The sequence below is a fragment of the Pseudomonas fluorescens genome (genome assembly GCF_000968015.1).
Taxonomy (GTDB): domain Bacteria; phylum Pseudomonadota; class Gammaproteobacteria; order Pseudomonadales; family Pseudomonadaceae; genus Aquipseudomonas; species Aquipseudomonas fluorescens_W.
Genome location: NZ_LACH01000019.1, coordinates 1 through 19044 on the forward strand (window position 1 = coordinate 1; position 19044 = coordinate 19044).

A 19044-nucleotide genomic window follows, 5' to 3' on the forward strand; every position below is an offset into this window, starting at 1 on the left:
GTCCCCTATGCCGATGCCTGCAACTTCGAATTCAACGTTGTACCCCTTGTAGGTGTGAGCCTGCTCGCGATAGCGGTGTGTCAGTCGAAATCAATATCGTATGACACACCGCTATCGCGAGCAGGCTCACTCCTACAGGGTTTACTTCAGGTGTTGCTTGAGCTCTTCAGAGGCTTGCAGCATCGCCGAGCGCACCGCTGGCACCTGGCTCACCACGTTGAGCAAACCATAGTCGTGGATCATGCCGTTGTAGCGCACCGCCGTGACCGGCACCCCGGCCTCGTCGAGTTTGCGGGCGTAGGCTTCTCCTTCATCGCGCAACACGTCGGCGCCGGCAGTTTGCACCAGTGCAGGTGGCAGACCCTTGAGTTGCGCAGTGGTCGCTCGCAGTGGCGAGGCGTAGATCTCGTTACGCTGTTTAGCGTCGGTGGTGTAGTTGTCCCAGAACCACTTCATCATGTTTTTGGTGAGGAAGTGCCCCTCGGCAAACTGGTTGTAGGACGCCGTTTCGAAGCTGGCGTCAGTCACCGGCCACAGCAGCACCTGGAACCTGATCGCAGGCGTGCCCTTGTCTTTGGCCATCAGCGCAACCACTGCCGCCATGTTGCCACCGACGCTGTTGCCGGCCACGGCCAGACGTTTGCCGTCGACGTTGATCTCTTTACCGTGCTCGGCCACCCATTGGGTTGCGGCGTAAGCCTGGTTGATCGCCACCGGGTAGTGCGCTTCCGGTGACGGGGTGTAATTGACGAACACCGCTGCCGCCCCCGAACCGGTCACCAAGTCCCGAACCAGACGTTCATGGGTCGCAAAATCCCCCAGCACCCAGCCACCGCCGTGGAAGAGCATGAACACTGGCAACGGACCTTTGACCCCGGCCGGCCGGACGATGGTCAGGCTGAGCGGTTGGCCGTCGACTTGAATGGTCTTCTCGCTGACATCGGCTTTTGGCAGCGTCAGTTTCACCCCGGCCTGCGCGCCGACCAGCACGGCGCGGGCATCTTTAGGGGTGAGTTGTTCCATCGGTTTGCCGGTGCCGGCGTTCAGAACGTCGAGGAACGCCTGGGTGTTGTGTTCAACCCCGTCGCCCGCGAATGCGCTGTGGATGGACAGGGCGAGAAGGGTACCGGTCAAGACTTTGCTGAAAGTGTTCATGTTCGTTTCCTGTTCGGGCCTGGGAATCAGCGGTTAGACGGCAACGTGCAGGCGCACATCGACATTGCCACGGGTGGCGTTGGAGTACGGGCAGACCTGGTGTGCAGCATCGACCAGGCTTTGTGCATCGGCTTGCTCAAGACCCGGCAGGCTGATGTGCAGGTCGATGTCGAGGCCGAAACCACCAGGGATCTGGCCAATGCCGACATGGGCAGTGATCGAGGCGTCGTCCGGGACTTTGCGTTTGGTCTGGCTGGCGACGAATTTCAGTGCGCCGATGAAGCAGGCGGAGTAACCGGCTGCGAACAGTTGCTCAGGGTTGGTTGCTGCGCCGCCGGCACCACCGAGTTCCTTCGGTGTGGCGAGTTTGACGTCGAGGATGTTGTCGCTGGAAACCGCACGACCGTCACGGCCGCCGGTGGAAGTTGCGATAGCGGTGTAGAGAGTTTGCATGGTGTGAGCCTCATTCGGGTTTGGGTGTTTTGCGCTAAATGTTTGCGCGCTAAGTAAGTGCGAGGTGAACGTAGCGCGCTGATATTTAGTGCGCAAGATAAATTTTGAAAAAAGTTTTGGTCTGGAGGCGGGCGCTGATTAGAAGTGTTGAACTAGAGCTGTTGCGGCAGGATTTTCAGCGAGGAATTTTTTACGAGGGAACGAATCTGGAAGGGCCACCACAAAGAAAATGTGGGAGCGAGCTTGCTCGCGATGGCGGTGTTTTAGTCGACATCAATGCTGAATGTCACACCGCTATCGCGAGCAAGCTCGCTCCCACAGGGGATTTGTGGTGGTTTGGAGATTAGAGGCTGTCTTGCAGGTTGCTACGCAGCGTTTGCAGTTCCGCTTGCAGTTTCTGCAGTCTCTCCAGCGTCATCCCGCTGGCGCCGAGGATGCACTGGGGAATACCGCGCGCCCGCTCCCGCAAGGCGCGTCCCTGTTCGGTGAGTTCGACAATCACCACTCGCTCGTCTTCACGGCTGCGGGTGCGGCTGAGCAAACCTTCGACTTCCAGGCGTTTGAGCAACGGCGTCAGTGAGCCAGGATCGGTCAGCAGGCGCGTGCTGATTTCGCCTACGGTCAAACCGTCCTGTTCCCACAACACCATCATTGCCAGGTATTGCGGATAGGTCAGGCCCAGTGCTTGCAACAGCGGCTTGTAGACCTTGGTCATCAGCAGCGAGGTGGAGTGCAGGGCGAAGCAGGCCTGATTATCTAGCAGCAGGTCGTCGCAGTTATCGGGGTTGTTGCGCTCGGTGGTCATTTCGAAGCCTTGATCAGTGATCGTCATAAATCTAGCGAACGAATCTTTAATGCACCAGACAATTCTAGCCTAGTGCCGGTCGAGGGTACTTTGCAGCGCCAGATCCCACGGCGGGATCGGGCTGAAGCGGGTTTTCAGGTATTCCAGCAACAAGCGACTGCGGGGATTGGGTTGTTGCTCAAGGCGCAGGGCATAAATACCGGTCGTTTCTGGTGGTGGCAGGCCGTGTTCGCAGAACAGCGGAAGCAGTTCACCGCGTAACAGGTATTCGCTGGTCAACCAGGTTGGCAAGTGCGCGATACCCAGCCCGGCCAATGCGCCGCAGACCAAAGCCTCGGCGTTGTTGGCACTCATGCGGATGCGCGCAGGGCGGTGCAAGTGCATCTGCCCGTCCCGCTCGAAACGCCAGGCGAACGGCGGGGCCAGGCCATCCCAGTCGAGACCGTCGTGTTCAATCAGCTGCGCCGGATCGGTCGGCACGCCACGCCGTTGCAAATATTCGGGGCTGGCACAGGCGATGCGCACCATGCTCGCCAGCGGCGTGGCCACCAGCCGGGTATCGGCCATTTGCCCGGCGCGCAGCACCAGATCGACCTTGCCCAGATTCAAACCCTGCATGTCGACGAAACTGTCGATCAAGTGCAACTGCACGTCGAGGCCGGGGTAGAGCATCAGAAAGTCGGCAATCACCGGCGCCAGATGTCGCCGCCCGAACGCTGCCGGTGCATCGATCCGAATCAAACCTTCCGGTGCGCTGCTTAACGATACCGCCTCAGCCCTGGCCAGCCGCAGTTCAGCAACGATCCGTCGCGCACGCTCGGCAAACGCCAAACCCGCCGGGGTCGCGCGCACCGCGTGGGTGCTGCGAATGAACAACTGACAGCCGACGGCGTTTTCCAGGCTGTCGATGCGCCGAGCCACTGCCGAAGGGGTCAGCGGGTGGCGGCGGGACGCGGCAGAAAAACTGCCGGTTTCCAGCACGTCGAGGAACAGACCCAGTTGTTCGGTCAATTGATTAGGGTTCATGGTGTTGTCAGTGCTTGTGCGAAGTTGGCACAGCCATTGTGCGTTGCTGTGCGTTTCCCCGCCAGCGTTGACTGCGTAGGATGAATAGCCTGACGTGAAGGGAAAATCGCCTGTGATTGAGTTTTTGATGTACCTGGTGTTTGGCGCTGCCCTGGGCACCCTCGGTGGTTTATTCGGCATTGGCGGTGGTTTGATTGCGATCCCGCTGCTGGGTGTGTTGTTCGGCCTCGATCAGCAGATTGCCCAAGGCACGGCGCTGGTGATGGTGGTACCCAACGTGATGCTGGCGCTGTGGCGTTACCACCAGCGCAACCGGATTGAATTGCGCCATGCGCTGCCATTGGCTTCGATGGGGTTCTGTTTTGCCTGGATCGGTTCGATCTGGGCGGTGGGCATCGATGCGCAAACCATGCGCGTCGGATTTGTCGCGTTCCTGATTGCCCTGTCGGCCTACAACCTGGTGCGAATGTTCTGCGCCAACGCGCCAGCGTCCGCGCAGATGAATTATTCATGGCCGTGGCTGGGCGTGCTCGGCGCCGCCTCCGGCACCATGGGCGGGTTATTTGGCGTGGGCGGGGCGGTGGTGGCAACGCCGGTGCTGACCAGTCTGTTCGGCACCAGTCAGGTGGTTGCGCAGGGGTTGTCGCTGGCGCTGGCGTTGCCGAGTACGGGCGTCACGCTGGTGACTTACGCGGTGCACCATCAGGTGGACTGGATGATCGGCCTGCCCTTGGCGGTCGGCGGTCTGATGAGCATCAGTTGGGGCGTGAGGATCGCCCACGCACTGCCGGAGCGACTGCTGCGCGGGTTGTTCTGTGGTTTCCTGGTGCTCTGCGCAGTGATGCTCGCCCTTAAAGTTTGAAGCCTTCGACGATGTGTTCGGCCAGGCACTCGGTGATCGGCGACGGGTTGTGCAGGTTGCGCACCAGCATGATGCTGGCCTCGGGCAGAATCGGCAGGTCTTCGGCTTCACCGAGAATGCGCATGTCGGGCGTGATCAGGCTTTCGAGTTGCGCGGTGACAGCCAGTCCGGCGCTGACCACCGCCATGATCGCCGACAGGCTGTCGCTGTTGTACGCCACGCGGTAATCGCGCCCCATGGCGTCCAGCGCATTGCAGGCCCATAAGCGGCAGAAACAATCACTGTTGAACATCGCCAGTGGCAGCGGTGTTTGCTCATGGGCGCTGAAACATTGCGCCTCGGCCCAGACAAAATGCTCCCTGCGCAATAGTTGGCCGATCTCGTTGCCCGGCTCGCGGGTGACGATGGTCAAGTCCAGGTCCTGACGCAGCAGCAATTGTTTTGATGATTCGCAGTGCACTTCGATCTGGATCAGCGGATACGTCTGGGCAAATCGCCGCAGAATCCCCGGCAAAAAACGCATCACGTAATCGTCCGGTGTGCCGATGCGCACCATGCCGACCATGTGCGGCTCGCGCAGCGTATTGAACACCTCGCTGTGCAGTTTCAGGATTCGCCGGGCATAACCCAGCAGCACCTGGCCCTCAGCCGTCAGCCGTACCTGCCGTCCGTCGCGCTGGAACAATTGACGCTGCAACACATCCTCTTCCAGCCGCTTCATCTGCATGCTCACGGCGGACTGAGTGCGATTGACCAATTCGCCAGCCCGGGTAAAACCGCCCTGGTCGGCGATGGCGACAAAGGTGCGCAGCACTTCGGTGTCGATACTTGGGAAGGCGGACATTCATCAATCTCCGAGATGTGTTACATCAGAAACATTCGTTGGATTGATCTTAGCCCCGGCGCGACACTTGAGCCATCCAAACGGAGGGCAACAAGATGAAAGGTCAACATGAATATCCAGCAGTAGAAAAACACTCGATCCACCTGGTATCCGATCTGCTGCACAAATTCAGCCGCTGGTACGAACTTCACCGGGAGCGCGAGCTGCTGGCGAGTCTGAGCGATGAAGCACTGAAGGACATCGGCATGAGTCGTGCGGATGTGGAGTTCGAGTCGGTCAAACCGTTCTGGAATGACCCGATGCACAAATGAGTCATACACAACTACACAAACCGTCTCCCGGTGAGGTAGGTTGCGAGCAGACAAGGAGATGTTCATGCGCGCAACACTGTCCTTTTCCATCAAGCAGGCTCGGCGTCTGGCGCTGGCCGCCCAAGGGTTCAACGGGCGCCAGCCGCCGGCGGCGATCAAACCGGTTCAGCTCAATCGTCTGATCGAGCGGCTGGGCATTCTGCAGATCGATTCGGTCAATGCATTGGTGCGTTCGCACTACCTTCCCTTGTTTTCCCGCCTCGGCAATTACTCATCCGACTTGCTCGACCAGGCTGCCTGGAGTTCGGGCCGGCGGCGCACCCTTTTCGAATATTGGGGGCATGAAGCCTCGTTGCTGCCCTTGTCTATTTACCCGTTGATGCGCTGGCGCATGCTGCGCGCGACTCGTGGTGAAGATATCTACCAGCAACTGGCACGTTTTGGGCGTGAGCAGCAGGACACGATTCGCCGGGTGCTGGCCTCGGTTCAGGAGCTGGGCGCGCTGGGTGCCGGAAGCCTGTCGACCCGCCAGGAGCGGGCAGGGCCCTGGTGGGACTGGAGTGCGGAAAAGCATGCGCTGGAGTGGTTGTTCGCCGCCGGTGAAGTGACCGTGGCCGGGCGGCGCGGGTTCGAGCGGCTTTATGATCTGCCGGAGCGGGTGATTCCTTCGGCGATACTTGCGCAGCCGCTGCTGAGTGAGGCCGAGGCCCAGCGCGGCCTGTTGCTGCATGCCGCGACAGCCTTGGGCGTCGGAACAGAAAAAGACTTGCGGGATTACTTTCGCCTGAGTCCCGGTGATGCGCGTCCGCGCTTGGCGGAACTGGTGGAGGCGGGTGAGTTGCTGACGTGCGAAGTCCAGGGCTGGCGGCAGCCCGCTTACTGTCTGCCTGAGCCGAAAGTGCCGCGTAAGGTCGAGGCCAGCGCCTTGCTTTCACCGTTTGATTCGTTGATCTGGGAGCGCAGTCGCACCGAGCGTCTGTTCGATTTCCGTTATCGGCTGGAGATTTATACGCCGCAGGACAAGCGGGTCTACGGCTACTACGTGTTGCCGTTTTTGCACAACGAACGGATTGCCGCGCGGGTGGATCTACGCGCCGAGCGGGTGTTGGGCAGGCTGGCGGTGCACGCTGTGCATGAGGAAGAGCCGGGGCTGGATGAGGAGGGGATGCTGGCGTTGGCGGTCAATCTGCGGCGGATGGCGGATTGGCTGGGGCTTGAGCGGGTTCAGTTGAATTGCCCGCGGGCGAGTGCGGCGCGGTTGCGGGTGGCATTGGCTCAGTTCAGTGGTGATTGAGCTGACGCCATCGCGAGCAAGCTCGCTCCCACAGGTACAGCGCAATCCTGTGGGAGCGGGCTTGCTCGCGAATGGAGCGACGCGATTTAGCGGCGGACCTGCTTCAGGGTTTCAGCAATTAAAAACGCCAACTCCAGCGACTGATCGGCATTCATCCGGGGGTCGCAATGGGTGTGATACCGATCCGACAACCCGTCTTCGGTAATCGGCCGCGCCCCACCAATGCACTCGGTGACATTCTGCCCGGTCATCTCGATGTGGATGCCGCCGGCATACGTGCCTTCCGCTTCGTGAACCTGGAAGAACTGTTTCACTTCGCCAAGGATCTGCGCAAAGTCGCGGGTCTTGTAGCCGCTGCTCGCCTTGATGGTGTTGCCGTGCATCGGGTCGGAACTCCACAGCACTTGCTTGCCTTCGCGTTGCACGGCACGGATCAGTTGCGGCAGGTGATCGCCGACCTTGTTCGCACCCATCCGCGCAATCAGGTTCAGACGGCCCGGATCGTTGTCCGGGTTGAGCACGTCGATCAGGCGAATCAGGTCTTCGGGGTTCATGCTTGGGCCGACTTTAACCCCGATCGGGTTGTTCACGCCGCGCAGGAACTCGACATGAGCGCCGTCGAGCTGACGGGTGCGGTCGCCGATCCACAGCATGTGCGCCGAGCAATCGTAGTAATCGTTGGTCAGGCTGTCGCGACGCACGAAGGCTTCTTCGTAGTTCAGCAGCAGCGCTTCGTGGGCGGTGAAGAAACTGGTTTCGCGCAGTTGTGGCGAGCTGTCCATGCCGCAGGCGCGCATGAACGCCAGGGTTTCATCGATGCGATCGGCCAGGTGGCTGTACTTCTCGGCCAGCGCCGAGTTGGCGATGAAGTCCAGGTTCCACTTGTGCACCTGATGCAGGTCGGCAAAACCGCCCTGGGCGAAGGCGCGCAGCAGGTTCAGGGTCGCGGTCGACTGGTGGTAGGACTGGAGCAAGCGCTCCGGGTCCGGCACGCGGCTTTTTTCGTCGAAACCGATGCCGTTGACGATGTCGCCACGGTAGGCCGGCAGGGTTACGCCGTCGATGGTTTCGTCGTTGGCTGAACGCGGTTTGGCGAATTGCCCGGCCATGCGCCCGACCTTGACCACTGGGCAACCGGCGGCGAAGGTCATGACGATCGCCATTTGCAGCAGCACCTTAAAGGTGTCGCGGATTTTCGCGGCGGAGAACTCGGCGAAGCTCTCGGCGCAGTCGCCGCCCTGCAGCAGAAACGCGCGGCCCTGGGTCACTTCGGCAAACTGACGGCGCAACTCCCGGGCTTCACCGGCAAACACCAGTGGCGGATAACTGGCCAGCGTTTGCTCGACGTGCAGCAAATGCGCTGCGTCGGGGTAATGGGGTTGTTGCTGGATCGGCAGGGCGCGCCAGCTGTCAGGGCTCCAGGGTTGGCTCATCACGGTCTCTAGTGTTTTACGCTCGGACGGTCATGTTATCAGCAATTAGTGCGTGACCTGTTCCCGTCGCTTCGCGGACAATCGCGCTTTTGCCGCGCCACTCCGCGGTTTTATTGCGTTGCCGGGCCCGGTGACGATCAGGAGACGAAATGACTGAGGAGCGCGTCGAGCATCTGCTCGCCGAGGTACAGGATGAGTTCGGCGTGATTCGCGTGCTGGAAGTGGCCGATTACCGTTTTCTCGAGTTCGGTGATGCCATCGAGCAGAGCTGCGTGTTCACGGCTGACCCGAGCTGGCTCGAATACGATTACACCCGGGCGATGCTGATTGGTGCGTTATGTCACGAGCAGCCGGAAAGCGCGCTGTTCCTCGGCCTCGGTGCCGGCACCCTGACCCAGGCCTGCCTCAAGTTCCTGCCGCTGGAAGACGTCGAAGCCATCGAACTGCGCCCCGACGTACCGCGCCTGGCCATTGAATACCTTGGGCTGGATGATGATCCGCGGCTGTATATCCGGGTGGGCGATGCGCTGGAACTGCTCGATACCGCCGAGCCGGCGGATCTGATTTTCGTCGACCTCTATACCGATGTCGGGCCGGGTGTCGGGCATCTGGCGTGGAATTTCCTGGAAAACTGTCAGAAACGCCTGAATCCGGGTGGCTGGCTGGTGATCAATCAGTGGGCCACCGACGATGGCAAACCGTTGGGCGCTGCCTTGTTGCGCGGGCTCTATCACCGGCATTACTGGGAACTGCCGGTGAAGGAGGGCAACGTGATTCTGATCGTGCCTTCGGAACTGGATCAGGAACTGGACATGGACGGCTTGATCGCCCGCGCCGAAGGGTTGGCGCCACGGTTGGGGTATTCGTTGCAGTCGTTGATCAAGGCAATCCGCCCGGCAACATGAGTTGTCTGTAAGGGCCCCATCGCGAGCAAGCTCGCTCCCACATGGAAACGCATTCCAATGTGGGAGCGAGCTTGCTCGCGATGGCTATCTTCCAGTCAACAAATTCCTCAAAGCCCTTTGAAGACGCCGGGACGCTTCTCGATCATCGACCGCACGCCTTCCCTGGCATCCTCACTGGTCAGCAACTTCTTCACCATCGGTGGCAACGCCTGCGCCGCCGCTGTTTCCCCTTCATAACGCGCCTGCCTTGCAGACATCAACGTCGCCTGAACCCCAAGCGGCGCCTGCCGGGCAATTCGCTCAGCCAATTCAATCGCCCGTGGCAGCAGATCCTCGCTGGCCATGACTTCCTGCACCAAGCCCAGGTGCAACGCGTCATGGGCGTCGAATTCATCACCGGTCAACAACCAGCGCATGGCATTGCCCCAGCCAGCAACCTGATGCAGGCGTAACGTGGCGCCGCCGAACGGGAAGATCCCGCGTTGCACTTCTTTCTGGGCGAAACGGGTGTTGCTGGCGCACAGGTTGATATCGGCGGCCAGCATCAATTCGATGCCGATGGTCAGGCAGTAGCCTTGCGCGGCGACGATCACCGGTTTGCTGACTCTGGGGCCGGCAAAAACACCCCATGGATCGCAGCCGCCGGGCGGTGCCTGCCAGCCTTCGGCCAGGGCCGCACTGGCACTGACCAGATCCAGCCCTGCGGTGAAATGCTCACCATGGCCGAACACCACCGCCACCCGCGCCTCGCTGTCGGCCTCGAACTCGCCATAGGCCAGGCTCAGTTCGTTGAGCAGGTCGAGATCGAAGGCGTTGCGTTTGGCCACCCGATCCAGGCCGATCATCAGGACATGACCGTGCCGTTCACGGCTCACACGACTGGAGCAGGGCTGATTCATGGTGCATTTCCTCGGGCGGGGAAGGGGGTGTCAGACGGCAGGTCTGCATCACAAGGGTGAACCGTTTTAGCGCGATCGTCAGCAGGGCTGGGCCTTGGAAAAATAGACCGTTGCCCGATTATCCGCAAAGCGTGTGACAGAACGCTGTATACGGCAGTTTTCCGACAAATAAAGCTCCCTTTTTGAGCGAATTCCGGTATAGTGCGCGCCGGCCTTTAACCGGGCCGCGTTTAGGTAGCGCAATTCCCCGAAGTCAGCTTCGGCTGCACGTCCGCACAGCGGACTCTCCCTTGACGAATCTTTTTCATTCATTCGTTTTCGCAAATCCCCGCCGACAAAGCAGCCAGGGCGACTCTTGAGTCTTACACGGCATGCGCAGCTTTGGAGCATGGGTCTTTGCGGATGCACTTAGAGGCAGACCCATGACCCAGGAAACCGGCGGCTTCGCCGCTTTTAATCTTAATCCGAACATTCTTGCAGCCGTCATCGCGACTGGCTACGAAGAACCTTCGGCTATTCAGCAGCAATCGATCCCGATCATCATGGCCGGTCACGACATGATTGGTCAGGCGCAAACCGGTACGGGTAAAACCGCTGCGTTCGCCCTGCCGATCCTGCATCGCATCGATCCTGCTAAGCGCGAGCCGCAAGCCCTGATCCTGGCGCCAACCCGTGAGTTGGCGCTGCAAGTAGCAACCGCTTTCGAAACCTACGCCAAGCAAATGCCGGGCGTTACCGTTGTGGCCGTTTACGGCGGCGCCCCTATGGGTCCACAACTGAAAGCAATCCGTAATGGCGCACAGATCGTTGTCGCCACTCCGGGCCGTCTGTGCGACCACCTGCGTCGCGACGAAAAAGTTCTGTCGACCGTGAACCACCTGGTTCTCGACGAAGCGGACGAAATGCTCAAACTGGGTTTCATGGACGACCTCGAAGTTATCTTCAAGGCCTTGCCTCCAACCCGTCAGACCGTATTGTTCTCGGCCACCTTGCCGCAGTCGATCCGTGCCATTGCCGAACGCCATCTGCGCGATCCGCAACACGTGAAGATCCAGACCAAGACTCAGACCGTTACCGCGATCGAACAGGCTCACCTGTTGGTTCACGCTGACCAGAAGACCTCGGCTGTATTGAGCCTGCTGGAAGTTGAAGACTTCGATGCCCTGATCATGTTCGTGCGCACCAAGCAAGCGACCCTGGACCTGGCCAGTGCCCTGGAAGCCAAAGGCTACAAAGCCGCTGCGCTGAACGGTGACATTGCTCAGAACCAACGTGAGCGCGTGATCGAATCCCTCAAGGATGGCCGTCTGGACATCGTTGTGGCGACCGACGTTGCTGCTCGTGGCCTGGACGTTCCGCGCATCACTCACGTGTTCAACGTTGACATGCCGTACGACCCGGAATCCTACGTTCACCGTATCGGCCGTACCGGCCGTGCCGGTCGCGAAGGTCGTGCACTGCTGCTGGTGACTCCGCGTGAGCGCCGCATGCTGCAAGTGATCGAGCGTGTAACCGGTCAGAAAGTTGCCGAAGTTCGCCTGCCGGACGCTCAGGCCGTTCTCGATGCCCGCATCAAGAAACTGACCAACAGCCTGTCGCCGCTGGTTGGCGATGCCGAATCGACCCACGGTGATCTGCTGGATCGCCTGACTGCCGACATCGGTTGCACCCCGCGTGCACTGGCCGCTGCTCTGCTGCGCAAGGCAACCAACGCTCAAGCGTTGACCCTGGCTGCCATCGAGAAAGAACGTCCACTGGTGCCGAACAACGCACCGCGTGGCGATCGTCCAGAGCGTACCGGTGATCGTCCGGACCGTGGTGATCGTGAGCGTCGTGCTCCGGTTCCATTGGCCGAAGGCCGTGCTCGTTGCCGTACCGCGCTGGGTGCGCGTGATGGTATCGCTGCCAAGAACCTGCTGGGCGCTATCCTCAATGAGGGTGGTCTGGCTCGCGAAGCAATCGGTCGCATCCAGGTGCGTGACAGCTTCAGCCTCGTTGAGCTGCCGGAAGATGGTCTGGAGCGTCTGCTGACCAAGCTGAAGGACACTCGCGTTGCCGGTAAGCAGTTGAAGCTGCGTCGCTATCGCGAAGATTGATCCGCTCTCGGGCTGATTGATCGAACATAAAAAATCCCCGACTGGTTCGGGGATTTTTTTGTCTGCGATTTGTAACCGCTGCGTTGTGGCTATTCCTGTACTTGGCCGCCACCCGCCGTGATCACTTGCACGCTCATGCGGGGTGTCGCCAGGTCGAGCCCGGCTTCGTCCAGGTGTCGCTTGAGTGACAGGTTGAATGCTCGGGACACTTCCCATTGCTTGATCGGCGCGGTCTTGAACCGGGCGCGAAGAATCGCGTTGCCTGACTCGAAACTCTCGACACCCTGAATCTCCAGTGGCGACCAGATGTTGCGCCGTTGCAGTGGGTCGGTGCGCATCTTCTGGCCGACGTCGCGCATCAGTTTGATCGCGTTATCGATGTCCATGTTGGAAGGTATCGCCACCCGGAAAATCGCATAGCCGAATTCCCGGGAGTAGTTCTTGATGCTTTTGATTTCGCTGAACGGAATGGTGTGGACGATGCCGTCAATGTCCCGCAGGCGCACGGTACGAATGGTCAGCCCTTCGACGGTGCCCAGGTGGCCGCCGACATCGACGTAGTCATCGATGGCCAACGAGTCTTCGATAATGATGAACAGCCCGGTGATCAGGTCCGCCACCAGCGACTGTGCACCGAAACCGATGGCCAGACCGATCACGCCGGCACCGGCCAGCAACGGCGTGACGTTCATGCCCATGTTTGCCAGGGCGACGATCAGCGCAATGATGAAAATCGCCACGAACAACACGTTACGGATCAGCGGCATCATCGTCTGCGCGCGGGCATTCGCCAGGCCTTTGCGCGAGCGGGTGAGGGCGTGGTGCACGGCAGTGTCGCTGAGAATCCAGATCAACCAGGCAAAAATCAGCGTGCCGCCAAGGCTGAACAGTTTGACGCTGACTTCATGGCCTTCGCCCTCGGTGAAGCGGATCAGCGACATGCCCCAGACCCGCAGGCCGAGTTCGATGAACGCCAGCCACACCGCCAAATGAGCGAGTGTGTAGAAGAAGCTTTTCAAGCGCTCCGAATACAGCGCATGACGCTTCGCGCTGCGTTGCGGTTTGAGTGAATGGCGGCGCACCAAGCCGTTGATGACCATGCACAACACCAGCAACACCGTGCAGATCAGCGACTGACGCAGCGCGGTGCTGGTATCGCCGGCCGAGACGAACGTGGCGAACAGGGAAATCCCCACCAGTACCAGCGCGGGCATGTACCAGAAGGTCCCGAGAATCTCGATCGTGTCGCTAATGGCCCGGCGAGTCAGGCGTCGGGACAGCGGCTGGTTGCGGATCAAGTGGGCGATGGGGCGACGGAACCGCAGGATGAACAGCCCCGTGGACAATGCCGCCAGTACGTTGGCGACCGTCGCGGCGGTGTGCGCCAGATGACTGCCGAGGCTTTCGACCAGTCGCGGATCGCTCAGGGCTTCACCGAAGGCGGCGAAACTGCCGATCAGCCACAGCGGCCGAAAGGCTTGATGCCGCAGGATGTACAGGGCGCGGTGGCGGTGTGGGCCGTCGAGCAGCGAAAAGGCTATCACGCAGATCGCCGAAAAACAGGTGCCAACCACCAGCGCATAAGCCAGCACCATGGCCAGGCTTTTGCCCAGTGACGATGGCAGGGCGTAGCTCATGTACACCGTTATGACCAAGGCAATCAGCCACGGCCCGAGTTTGCGCAGGGCGAAGCGCAACATGTCCAGGGCCTTGGGGTGCTGCGGCAGTTCTTCGGTCAGGCCGAAGCGCATCCGCACCCGGTGGCTGACCCAGATCAGCGCGGCGGCCAGCAAGCTCCAGACCATCAGGATCATGGCAAAGGCAAAGATGATCGGCAGCCATTCATTGGCCGGGAGCACCAGCGCTCTCAGTTCATCCTCGGCCAGTTTGAACTCTTCGGACCAGCGAGTGAGAGGGCTGTCCGCGCCTGAAAACTGTTTTTCGAAACTGGCCAGGGTGCCACCGATCAGTCCCAGGACGCCTACTTCGGTGACCGGTTGGGCCTTTTTGGTGACATCGCGCAGCTTTTTCAAATCCGCCAGCAATTTGCTGCGTTGCTGATCGTTCTCCAGCGACTTGATGACTTCGTCCAGGGATTGCCCCAAGGGCTCTTGCGCCTCTGGCTGTTTTGCCGGGCTGTTGAGCAGGCTGGGCAAGCCGACTGCCTGGGCGGGTGCCATCGGCAGCAGCGTCATGAGGCAGACGAGGAATAAACACGGCAGGGCAAAAAGACGAGCGAACACTAGGCGGTCAACCTCGGGATGAGCGGATCGACCGAGTGTACGAGCCCGTCAAAATCAATGCGAGCCAGGGGTGGGGATTTATTCGTTGAGTTTGGCGAGGATCTTGAAAATCACGGTGGCGAGGATCATCAACATGCCGATCCACATCGCGAACACGCCGACGTTTTTGTCGCGAAAATTGAAGCCGATTGCCAGCATGATCATCCCGGAAAGAATCGGGATCAGCATGGCGTGAAACGAAGACAACGAGATCATGAGCGACTGCCTTGTCGAAAGGGGTGGTTAAAGTGTAGGAGCTGTCGAGTGAAACGAGGCTGCGATCTTTTGACTTTGCTATTTAAAAACAAGATCAAAAGATCGCAGCCTCGTTTCTCTCGACAGCTCCTACCAGCTCCTGCACGGATTATGGCAGCTCGCGGCAGGCGTAAAACGCGCTCAGCACTTTGACCAGGTGCGCCAGATCATGGCTGCCGCACAGTTCGCGGATCGAGTGCATGGCGAAGGTTGGCAGGCCGATGTCCACGGTGCGCACACCCAGGTGGCTGGCGGTGATCGGGCCGATGGTCGAGCCGCAACCCATGTCGCTGCGCACCACGAAGCTCTGTACCGGCACTTCTTCGGCCATGCACAGGTGGCGGAAGAACCCCGCGGTTTCGCTGTTGGTGGCGTAGCGCTGGTTGCTGTTGACCTTGATCACCGGGCCGGCGTTGAGTTTCGGGCCGTGGTTGGCATCGTGCTTGTCGGCGTAGTTGGGATGCACGCCGTGGGCGTTGTCAGCCGAGACCAGCAGGGATTTCTGAATGGTGCGCACGAACTCATCGCCTTCAGGCAGCAGGCGACGCAGCGTCTGCTCCAGCATCGGGCCATCGGCGCCGCAAGCCGAGCAGGAACCGACTTCTTCGTGATCGTTGCAGACCAGCACGCAGGTTTCGTCGGTTTCGGTGGTCAGCAAGGCTTGCAGGCCGGCATAGCACGACAGCAGGTTGTCCAGGCGCGCTCCGGCAATGAAGTCGCCATGCAGGCCGATGACCGCAGCGCTCTGGGTGTCGTAGAAGCTCAGCTCATAGTCGAGCACCACGTCGGCGTTCAAGCCATGTTCGCGGGCGAGTTGGTCGGTGAGCACGGCGCGGAAGTCCACGCGCTCGTCACCGGCAAATTGCGCAAGGATTGGCGGCAGTTCGGTCTGGGCGTTGATCGCCCAGCCCATGTTGGCTTCACGGTTCAGGTGAATGGCCAGGTTCGGGATGATGGCGATCGGCGCCTTGAAGTCGACGAGCTGGCTCTCGACCTTGCCGTCACGGCGGAAGGTCACACGGCCGGCCAGGGACAGGTCGCGGTCGAACCATGGCGCCAGCAGTGCGCCGCCATAGACTTCGACGCCCAGTTGCCAGAAGCCCTGACGTTGCAGTTCCGGCTGGGGTTTGACCCGCAGGCATGGGCTGTCGGTGTGCGCGCCAACCAGGCGAATGCCGCCGTGCAGGGGCGAATGACGGCCCATCTTGAACGCGACGATCGACGAGTCGTTACGGGTGACGTAGTAACGACCGTTGGCTTCGGTGGTCCATGGCTCGCGCTCGTCAAGGCGTTGATAGCCCGCCGCTTCCAGGCGCTGAACAAGGCTGGCGGTGGCATGGAATGGGGTAGGGGAGGCCTTGAGGAAATCGATCAGGCCTTGGTTCAACTCTTCGCGCATAAGTAGCTCCAGACAGCAATGGCGCAAGTTTAACGTATTGGCTCACGGCATTGCAGAGACAATGCCGTTCGACGTACGCCAGCTGGATGAGTCAGCCGGTGATCAGGTTGCCATTGAGGAACACTTCGCGACGTTGCTTGCGGCCCACATATTCATGTTTGCTCGCGAGGTACACCTCGTTGAATTTTTCCTTCGAGATACCCGGGATCTGTCGAATGTAGTCGTCCACCAGTCGGTCATAGGCGGCTTCGGTGATGAGCTTGTAGATGTCTCGGCGATAGAAGAAGCCCAGTTGAAAACCGAGGGTTTCGCTTTGATGGTTTGTCTGGCCGGCAAAGCAGTTTTCAAAGTCGATGGCTTTGAGCGGAGTCTGTGGTGTTTGCGGGATCATGATGTTACCAGCCCAGAAATCCATGTGCGTGATGTTCTTCCGGGACAGGGAGCTCAGCAATTCGAAGGCGTCGAGAATGAATGTTTCGACGTTGTCCGGGTTGCTTTTAAGCCATTGCACACCGTCGATATGATCGTCGAGCAGGCGCGTGATAATGAAATACTCCTGGGTCAGCCCCAGTCGGTCCTTGGTGTAACCGAACCCTTGCAGCGGCGGCATTTGCACGCCACGGCGTTGTGCTTCAAGTGTGTTGATCAGCTCTTCCAGCGGCCAGTCGAATCGACCATTGCGCTGCGGTTTGCCAAAGGTCACTCGCACTTTTGCCTTTAAGGTATCCAGCGGCTGGACCTTGGCAAACAGTGGCGTGTCTCCGGAGGCCAGCGGCGCACTCGCACGGGTGAGCTTGTGGGCGCGTCGTTTGTGTATGAGCTGTTCAAGCGCTTGTTGTGCTTCGGTTGAAGGCTGCTCGCTAAGGTGCAGTGTGGTGTTGAACAGGCAGAAGGTGAACGGGTAGTCGTCTTGGAATGTCTTGCTGCTGAGCACGAGGGCTTCCTGCCTGATATCAAAGTGCCGTCATTTTACGTTTTATTACAAATTCATGACAATATTTTCACGCCATTTTCACGTCGATTTGTAACAAGAAATAAAAAAACGCCCTTCAATGGAAGGGCGTTTTTTGGTTCGGCGGCTGCTTAAAAAGGAGCAGGGCACTCGAAGCGCAAGCGTTCGCCGCTTTGCGGGTGAGTGAAGCTCAGCATGCTCGCGTGCAAACACAGTCGTGGCCAGGCGGCCAGTGCTTGCTCGTGGGCATACAGCCCGTCACCCAGCAGTGGGTGGCCGATGGAAAGCATGTGCACGCGCAACTGATGGGAGCGGCCGGTGATCGGCGTCAATTCGACACGACACCAGTCGCCGCAGCGCTCCAATACCCGCCAGAAGGTCAGGGCATGTTTGCCGAATTCATGGTCCACCACATGGCGTGGCTTGGTCGGCGGGTCGTAGCGCAAGGGCAGATCGATGCTGCCACTGTCCAGTTCCGGTTGTCCCCAGCACAGGGCGGTGTAGGCCTTTTCGGTTTCGCGATCGTGAAATTGCCGAGACAGCTCGCGATGCGTGTCCGGATCACGGGCCAACAGAATAATGCCGGAGGTTTCCCAGTCCAGACGATGGACGATTCGCGCTTCCGGGTAGCCGTTTTCCTGCAGGCGGGTAATCAGGCAGTCCTTGTTGTCATCGGCCCGGCCAGGGACGGAGAGCAGCAGGGTCGGTTTGTTCACCACCAGCACGGCGGCGTCCTGATGGATGATGTGGATGTTGGACAGCGGCATTAAAACAGCCTCGTAACAAACGCCAACGGCGGCTCAGAACCTTCATTGCCCCGTGTAGGAGCTGCCGCAGGCTGCGATCTTTTGATTCTGCTTTTAAAACAAGATCAAAAGATCGCAGCCTGCGGCAGCTCCTACAGGGGCTCAAAAGATTCTGAACCGCCGTGGCTCCAGCCGGATCGACTCAGCGGTCAGGCAGGGTGATATTGAGTTCCAGAATCGAGCAGCTGCCCTGGTTTTCCAGAGCGACGTGCACGTCATCGGACCCGATATTGACGTACTTGCGGATGACCTCGACCAATTCCTTCTGCAAGGCTGGCAGGTAGTCCGGTGTACTGCGTTGGCCGCGTTCGTGCGCCACGATAATCTGTAGACGCTCTTTCGCTACCGACGCGGTGCTGACCTTTTTGCTGGCACGAAAGAAGTCAAAAAGATTCATTATCTACCTCCAAACAGGCGCTCGAAGAATCCCTTCTTCGTTACATCGAGAAAACGATGCTCCACGGTTTTGCCCAGCAGACGATCGACCGCATCGCTGTATGCCTGACCGGCATCGCTCTGGTCGTCGAGAATGACTGGCACGCCCGAGTTGGAAGCTTTGAGTACCGCTTGGGATTCCGGAATGACACCCAGCAGGGCGACCGCCAGAATCTCTTTGACGTCTTCGACGCCGAGCATCTCGCCGTCACTGACTCGTTGCGGGTTGTAGCGGGTCAGCAGCAGGTGTTCCTTGATCGGCTCTTCGCCCTTTTCAGCGCGACGCGATTTGCTGGCCAGCAGGCCGAGCATGCGGTCCGAGTCACGAACCGAGGACACTTCCGGGTTGGTCACGATAATCGCTTCGTCTGCGAAGTACATGGCCAGGTGGGCGCCTTTTTCGATGCCGGCCGGAGAGTCGCAGACCACGTATTCGAAGTCTTCTTTCAGCGCCATCAACACTTTTTCCACGCCTTCGACGGTCAGCGCGTCTTTGTCGCGGGTCTGACTGGCGGCCAGTACGTAGAGGTTTTCCAGGCGTTTGTCTTTGATCAGGGCTTGTTGCAGGTTGGCTTCGCCGTTCACTACGTTGACGAAGTCATACACCACGCGACGCTCGCAACCCATGATCAGGTCGAGGTTACGCAAACCGACGTCGAAGTCGACGATAACTGTTTTGTGACCGCGCAGTGCGAGGCCGGTACCAATAGCAGCACTGGTGGTGGTCTTACCCACACCACCCTTGCCGGATGTAACCACGAGAATCTTGGCCAAGGTGTTTCACCCCTAAGGAAAAAGGACATTTAGCCCCTGAAAAACATCTCTAGAAAAA

The 19044-nt window shown here is 59.6% G+C and carries 19 protein-coding genes; 5 read left to right on the forward strand and 14 right to left on the reverse strand.

Features of this window, described 5'->3' with window-relative positions:
- Positions 1 to 141: 141 nt before the first annotated feature.
- From VD17_RS11895 to VD17_RS11910, 4 genes are all read right to left on the reverse strand, one after another.
- Positions 142 to 1155: an alpha/beta hydrolase gene (locus VD17_RS11895; protein WP_046053993.1), complete on the reverse strand. Its 1014-nt coding sequence runs from the start codon at positions 1153 to 1155 to the stop codon at positions 142 to 144.
- 33 nt (positions 1156 to 1188) lie between these two features.
- Positions 1189 to 1608 carry an organic hydroperoxide resistance protein gene (locus VD17_RS11900; protein WP_046053994.1) on the reverse strand — a complete coding sequence of 140 codons (420 nt, stop codon included), beginning with the start codon at positions 1606 to 1608 and terminating at the stop codon, positions 1189 to 1191.
- Between the two features lie 343 nt (positions 1609 to 1951).
- Positions 1952 to 2413 carry a MarR family winged helix-turn-helix transcriptional regulator gene (locus tag VD17_RS11905; RefSeq protein ID WP_046054033.1) on the reverse strand — a complete coding sequence of 154 codons (462 nt, stop codon included), beginning with the start codon at positions 2411 to 2413 and terminating at the stop codon, positions 1952 to 1954.
- Positions 2414 to 2482: 69 nt separating this feature from the next.
- On the reverse strand, positions 2483 to 3439 hold the full coding sequence (locus VD17_RS11910; protein ID WP_046053995.1) for a LysR family transcriptional regulator: 957 nt from the start codon (positions 3437 to 3439) through the stop codon (positions 2483 to 2485).
- A gap of 112 nt (positions 3440 to 3551) precedes the next feature.
- On the opposite strand from VD17_RS11910, the gene VD17_RS11915 reads away from it, so the two are divergent.
- A complete protein-coding gene (locus VD17_RS11915; protein WP_046053996.1) occupies positions 3552 to 4301 on the forward strand; it encodes a sulfite exporter TauE/SafE family protein in 750 nt (249 codons plus the stop codon).
- Here VD17_RS11915 and VD17_RS11920 read toward each other — a convergent pair.
- Complete coding sequence (locus VD17_RS11920) at positions 4291 to 5145, reverse strand: LysR substrate-binding domain-containing protein (protein WP_046053997.1); 855 nt, start codon at positions 5143 to 5145, stop codon at positions 4291 to 4293. The two genes, VD17_RS11915 and VD17_RS11920, sit on opposite strands and share 11 nt — an antisense overlap.
- Before the next feature lie 95 nt (positions 5146 to 5240).
- Here VD17_RS11920 and VD17_RS11925 point away from each other — a divergent pair, with 95 nt between their 5' ends.
- Both VD17_RS11925 and VD17_RS11930 read left to right on the forward strand, forming a co-directional pair.
- Positions 5241 to 5456 carry a DUF1127 domain-containing protein gene (locus tag VD17_RS11925; protein ID WP_033057173.1) on the forward strand — a complete coding sequence of 72 codons (216 nt, stop codon included), beginning with the start codon at positions 5241 to 5243 and terminating at the stop codon, positions 5454 to 5456.
- 64 nt (positions 5457 to 5520) lie between these two features.
- Positions 5521 to 6750, forward strand: coding sequence for a winged helix-turn-helix domain-containing protein (locus VD17_RS11930; protein ID WP_046053998.1), 1230 nt, complete (start codon positions 5521 to 5523; stop codon positions 6748 to 6750).
- 86 nt (positions 6751 to 6836) lie between these two features.
- On the opposite strand, the gene VD17_RS11935 is transcribed toward VD17_RS11930, so the two are convergent.
- On the reverse strand, positions 6837 to 8183 hold the full coding sequence (locus VD17_RS11935; RefSeq protein WP_008031425.1) for a class II 3-deoxy-7-phosphoheptulonate synthase: 1347 nt from the start codon (positions 8181 to 8183) through the stop codon (positions 6837 to 6839).
- Between the two features lie 149 nt (positions 8184 to 8332).
- On the opposite strand from VD17_RS11935, the gene VD17_RS11940 reads away from it, so the two are divergent.
- Positions 8333 to 9088: a spermidine synthase gene (locus tag VD17_RS11940; protein WP_046053999.1), complete on the forward strand. Its 756-nt coding sequence runs from the start codon at positions 8333 to 8335 to the stop codon at positions 9086 to 9088.
- A 107-nt stretch (positions 9089 to 9195) separates the two neighbouring features.
- Here the strand turns inward: VD17_RS11940 and VD17_RS11945 are convergent, their stop codons facing one another.
- Positions 9196 to 9987 (reverse strand): crotonase/enoyl-CoA hydratase family protein, encoded by a 792-nt coding sequence (locus VD17_RS11945; RefSeq protein ID WP_046054000.1) that lies wholly within the window; start codon positions 9985 to 9987, stop codon positions 9196 to 9198.
- Between the two features lie 422 nt (positions 9988 to 10409).
- On the opposite strand from VD17_RS11945, the gene VD17_RS11950 reads away from it, so the two are divergent.
- Entirely contained in the window at positions 10410 to 12083 is a 1674-nt protein-coding gene (locus VD17_RS11950; protein WP_046054001.1) for a DEAD/DEAH box helicase, read from the forward strand.
- 89 nt (positions 12084 to 12172) lie between these two features.
- Here VD17_RS11950 and VD17_RS11955 read toward each other — a convergent pair whose 3' ends face one another.
- The 7 genes from VD17_RS11955 to minD all read right to left on the reverse strand — a co-directional run bounded on the left by VD17_RS11955 (position 12173) and on the right by minD (position 18986).
- Entirely contained in the window at positions 12173 to 14326 is a 2154-nt protein-coding gene (locus VD17_RS11955) for a mechanosensitive ion channel family protein (protein WP_046054002.1), read from the reverse strand.
- Positions 14327 to 14404: 78 nt separating this feature from the next.
- Positions 14405 to 14581: a hypothetical protein gene (locus VD17_RS32170; protein WP_185753141.1), complete on the reverse strand. Its 177-nt coding sequence runs from the start codon at positions 14579 to 14581 to the stop codon at positions 14405 to 14407.
- Between the two features lie 148 nt (positions 14582 to 14729).
- Entirely contained in the window at positions 14730 to 16019 is a 1290-nt protein-coding gene (locus tag VD17_RS11960) for a M18 family aminopeptidase (protein ID WP_046047516.1), read from the reverse strand.
- A 91-nt stretch (positions 16020 to 16110) separates the two neighbouring features.
- Positions 16111 to 16953 carry a hypothetical protein gene (locus tag VD17_RS11965; protein ID WP_046054003.1) on the reverse strand — a complete coding sequence of 281 codons (843 nt, stop codon included), beginning with the start codon at positions 16951 to 16953 and terminating at the stop codon, positions 16111 to 16113.
- A gap of 149 nt (positions 16954 to 17102) precedes the next feature.
- Positions 17103 to 17738, reverse strand: a complete 636-nt coding sequence (locus VD17_RS11970; protein WP_046037585.1) for an RluA family pseudouridine synthase — start codon at positions 17736 to 17738, stop codon at positions 17103 to 17105.
- Positions 17739 to 17919: 181 nt separating this feature from the next.
- Complete coding sequence (minE, locus tag VD17_RS11975) at positions 17920 to 18174, reverse strand: cell division topological specificity factor MinE (protein ID WP_007898843.1); 255 nt, start codon at positions 18172 to 18174, stop codon at positions 17920 to 17922.
- Entirely contained in the window at positions 18174 to 18986 is an 813-nt protein-coding gene (gene minD, locus VD17_RS11980; protein WP_033057165.1) for a septum site-determining protein MinD, read from the reverse strand. Before minD ends, minE begins: the two co-directional genes overlap by 1 nt.
- Between the last annotated feature and the right edge of the window lie 58 nt (positions 18987 to 19044).

Coding starts and splice junctions, on each gene's coding strand:
- VD17_RS11960 (WP_046047516.1), bottom strand. CDS start 16,019: ATGCGCGAAGAGTTGAACCAAGGCCTGATCGATTTCCTCAAGGCCTCC.
- VD17_RS11895 (WP_046053993.1), bottom strand. CDS start 1,155: ATGAACACTTTCAGCAAAGTCTTGACCGGTACCCTTCTCGCCCTGTCC.
- VD17_RS11910 (WP_046053995.1), bottom strand. CDS start 3,439: ATGAACCCTAATCAATTGACCGAACAACTGGGTCTGTTCCTCGACGTG.
- VD17_RS11920 (WP_046053997.1), bottom strand. CDS start 5,145: ATGTCCGCCTTCCCAAGTATCGACACCGAAGTGCTGCGCACCTTTGTC.
- VD17_RS11925 (WP_033057173.1), top strand. CDS start 5,241: ATGAAAGGTCAACATGAATATCCAGCAGTAGAAAAACACTCGATCCAC.
- VD17_RS11900 (WP_046053994.1), bottom strand. CDS start 1,608: ATGCAAACTCTCTACACCGCTATCGCAACTTCCACCGGCGGCCGTGAC.
- VD17_RS11950 (WP_046054001.1), top strand. CDS start 10,410: ATGACCCAGGAAACCGGCGGCTTCGCCGCTTTTAATCTTAATCCGAAC.
- VD17_RS11945 (WP_046054000.1), bottom strand. CDS start 9,987: ATGAATCAGCCCTGCTCCAGTCGTGTGAGCCGTGAACGGCACGGTCAT.
- VD17_RS32170 (WP_185753141.1), bottom strand. CDS start 14,581: ATGATCTCGTTGTCTTCGTTTCACGCCATGCTGATCCCGATTCTTTCC.
- VD17_RS11940 (WP_046053999.1), top strand. CDS start 8,333: ATGACTGAGGAGCGCGTCGAGCATCTGCTCGCCGAGGTACAGGATGAG.
- VD17_RS11970 (WP_046037585.1), bottom strand. CDS start 17,738: ATGCCGCTGTCCAACATCCACATCATCCATCAGGACGCCGCCGTGCTG.
- minE (WP_007898843.1), bottom strand. CDS start 18,174: ATGAATCTTTTTGACTTCTTTCGTGCCAGCAAAAAGGTCAGCACCGCG.
- VD17_RS11930 (WP_046053998.1), top strand. CDS start 5,521: ATGCGCGCAACACTGTCCTTTTCCATCAAGCAGGCTCGGCGTCTGGCG.
- VD17_RS11935 (WP_008031425.1), bottom strand. CDS start 8,183: ATGAGCCAACCCTGGAGCCCTGACAGCTGGCGCGCCCTGCCGATCCAG.
- VD17_RS11905 (WP_046054033.1), bottom strand. CDS start 2,413: ATGACCACCGAGCGCAACAACCCCGATAACTGCGACGACCTGCTGCTA.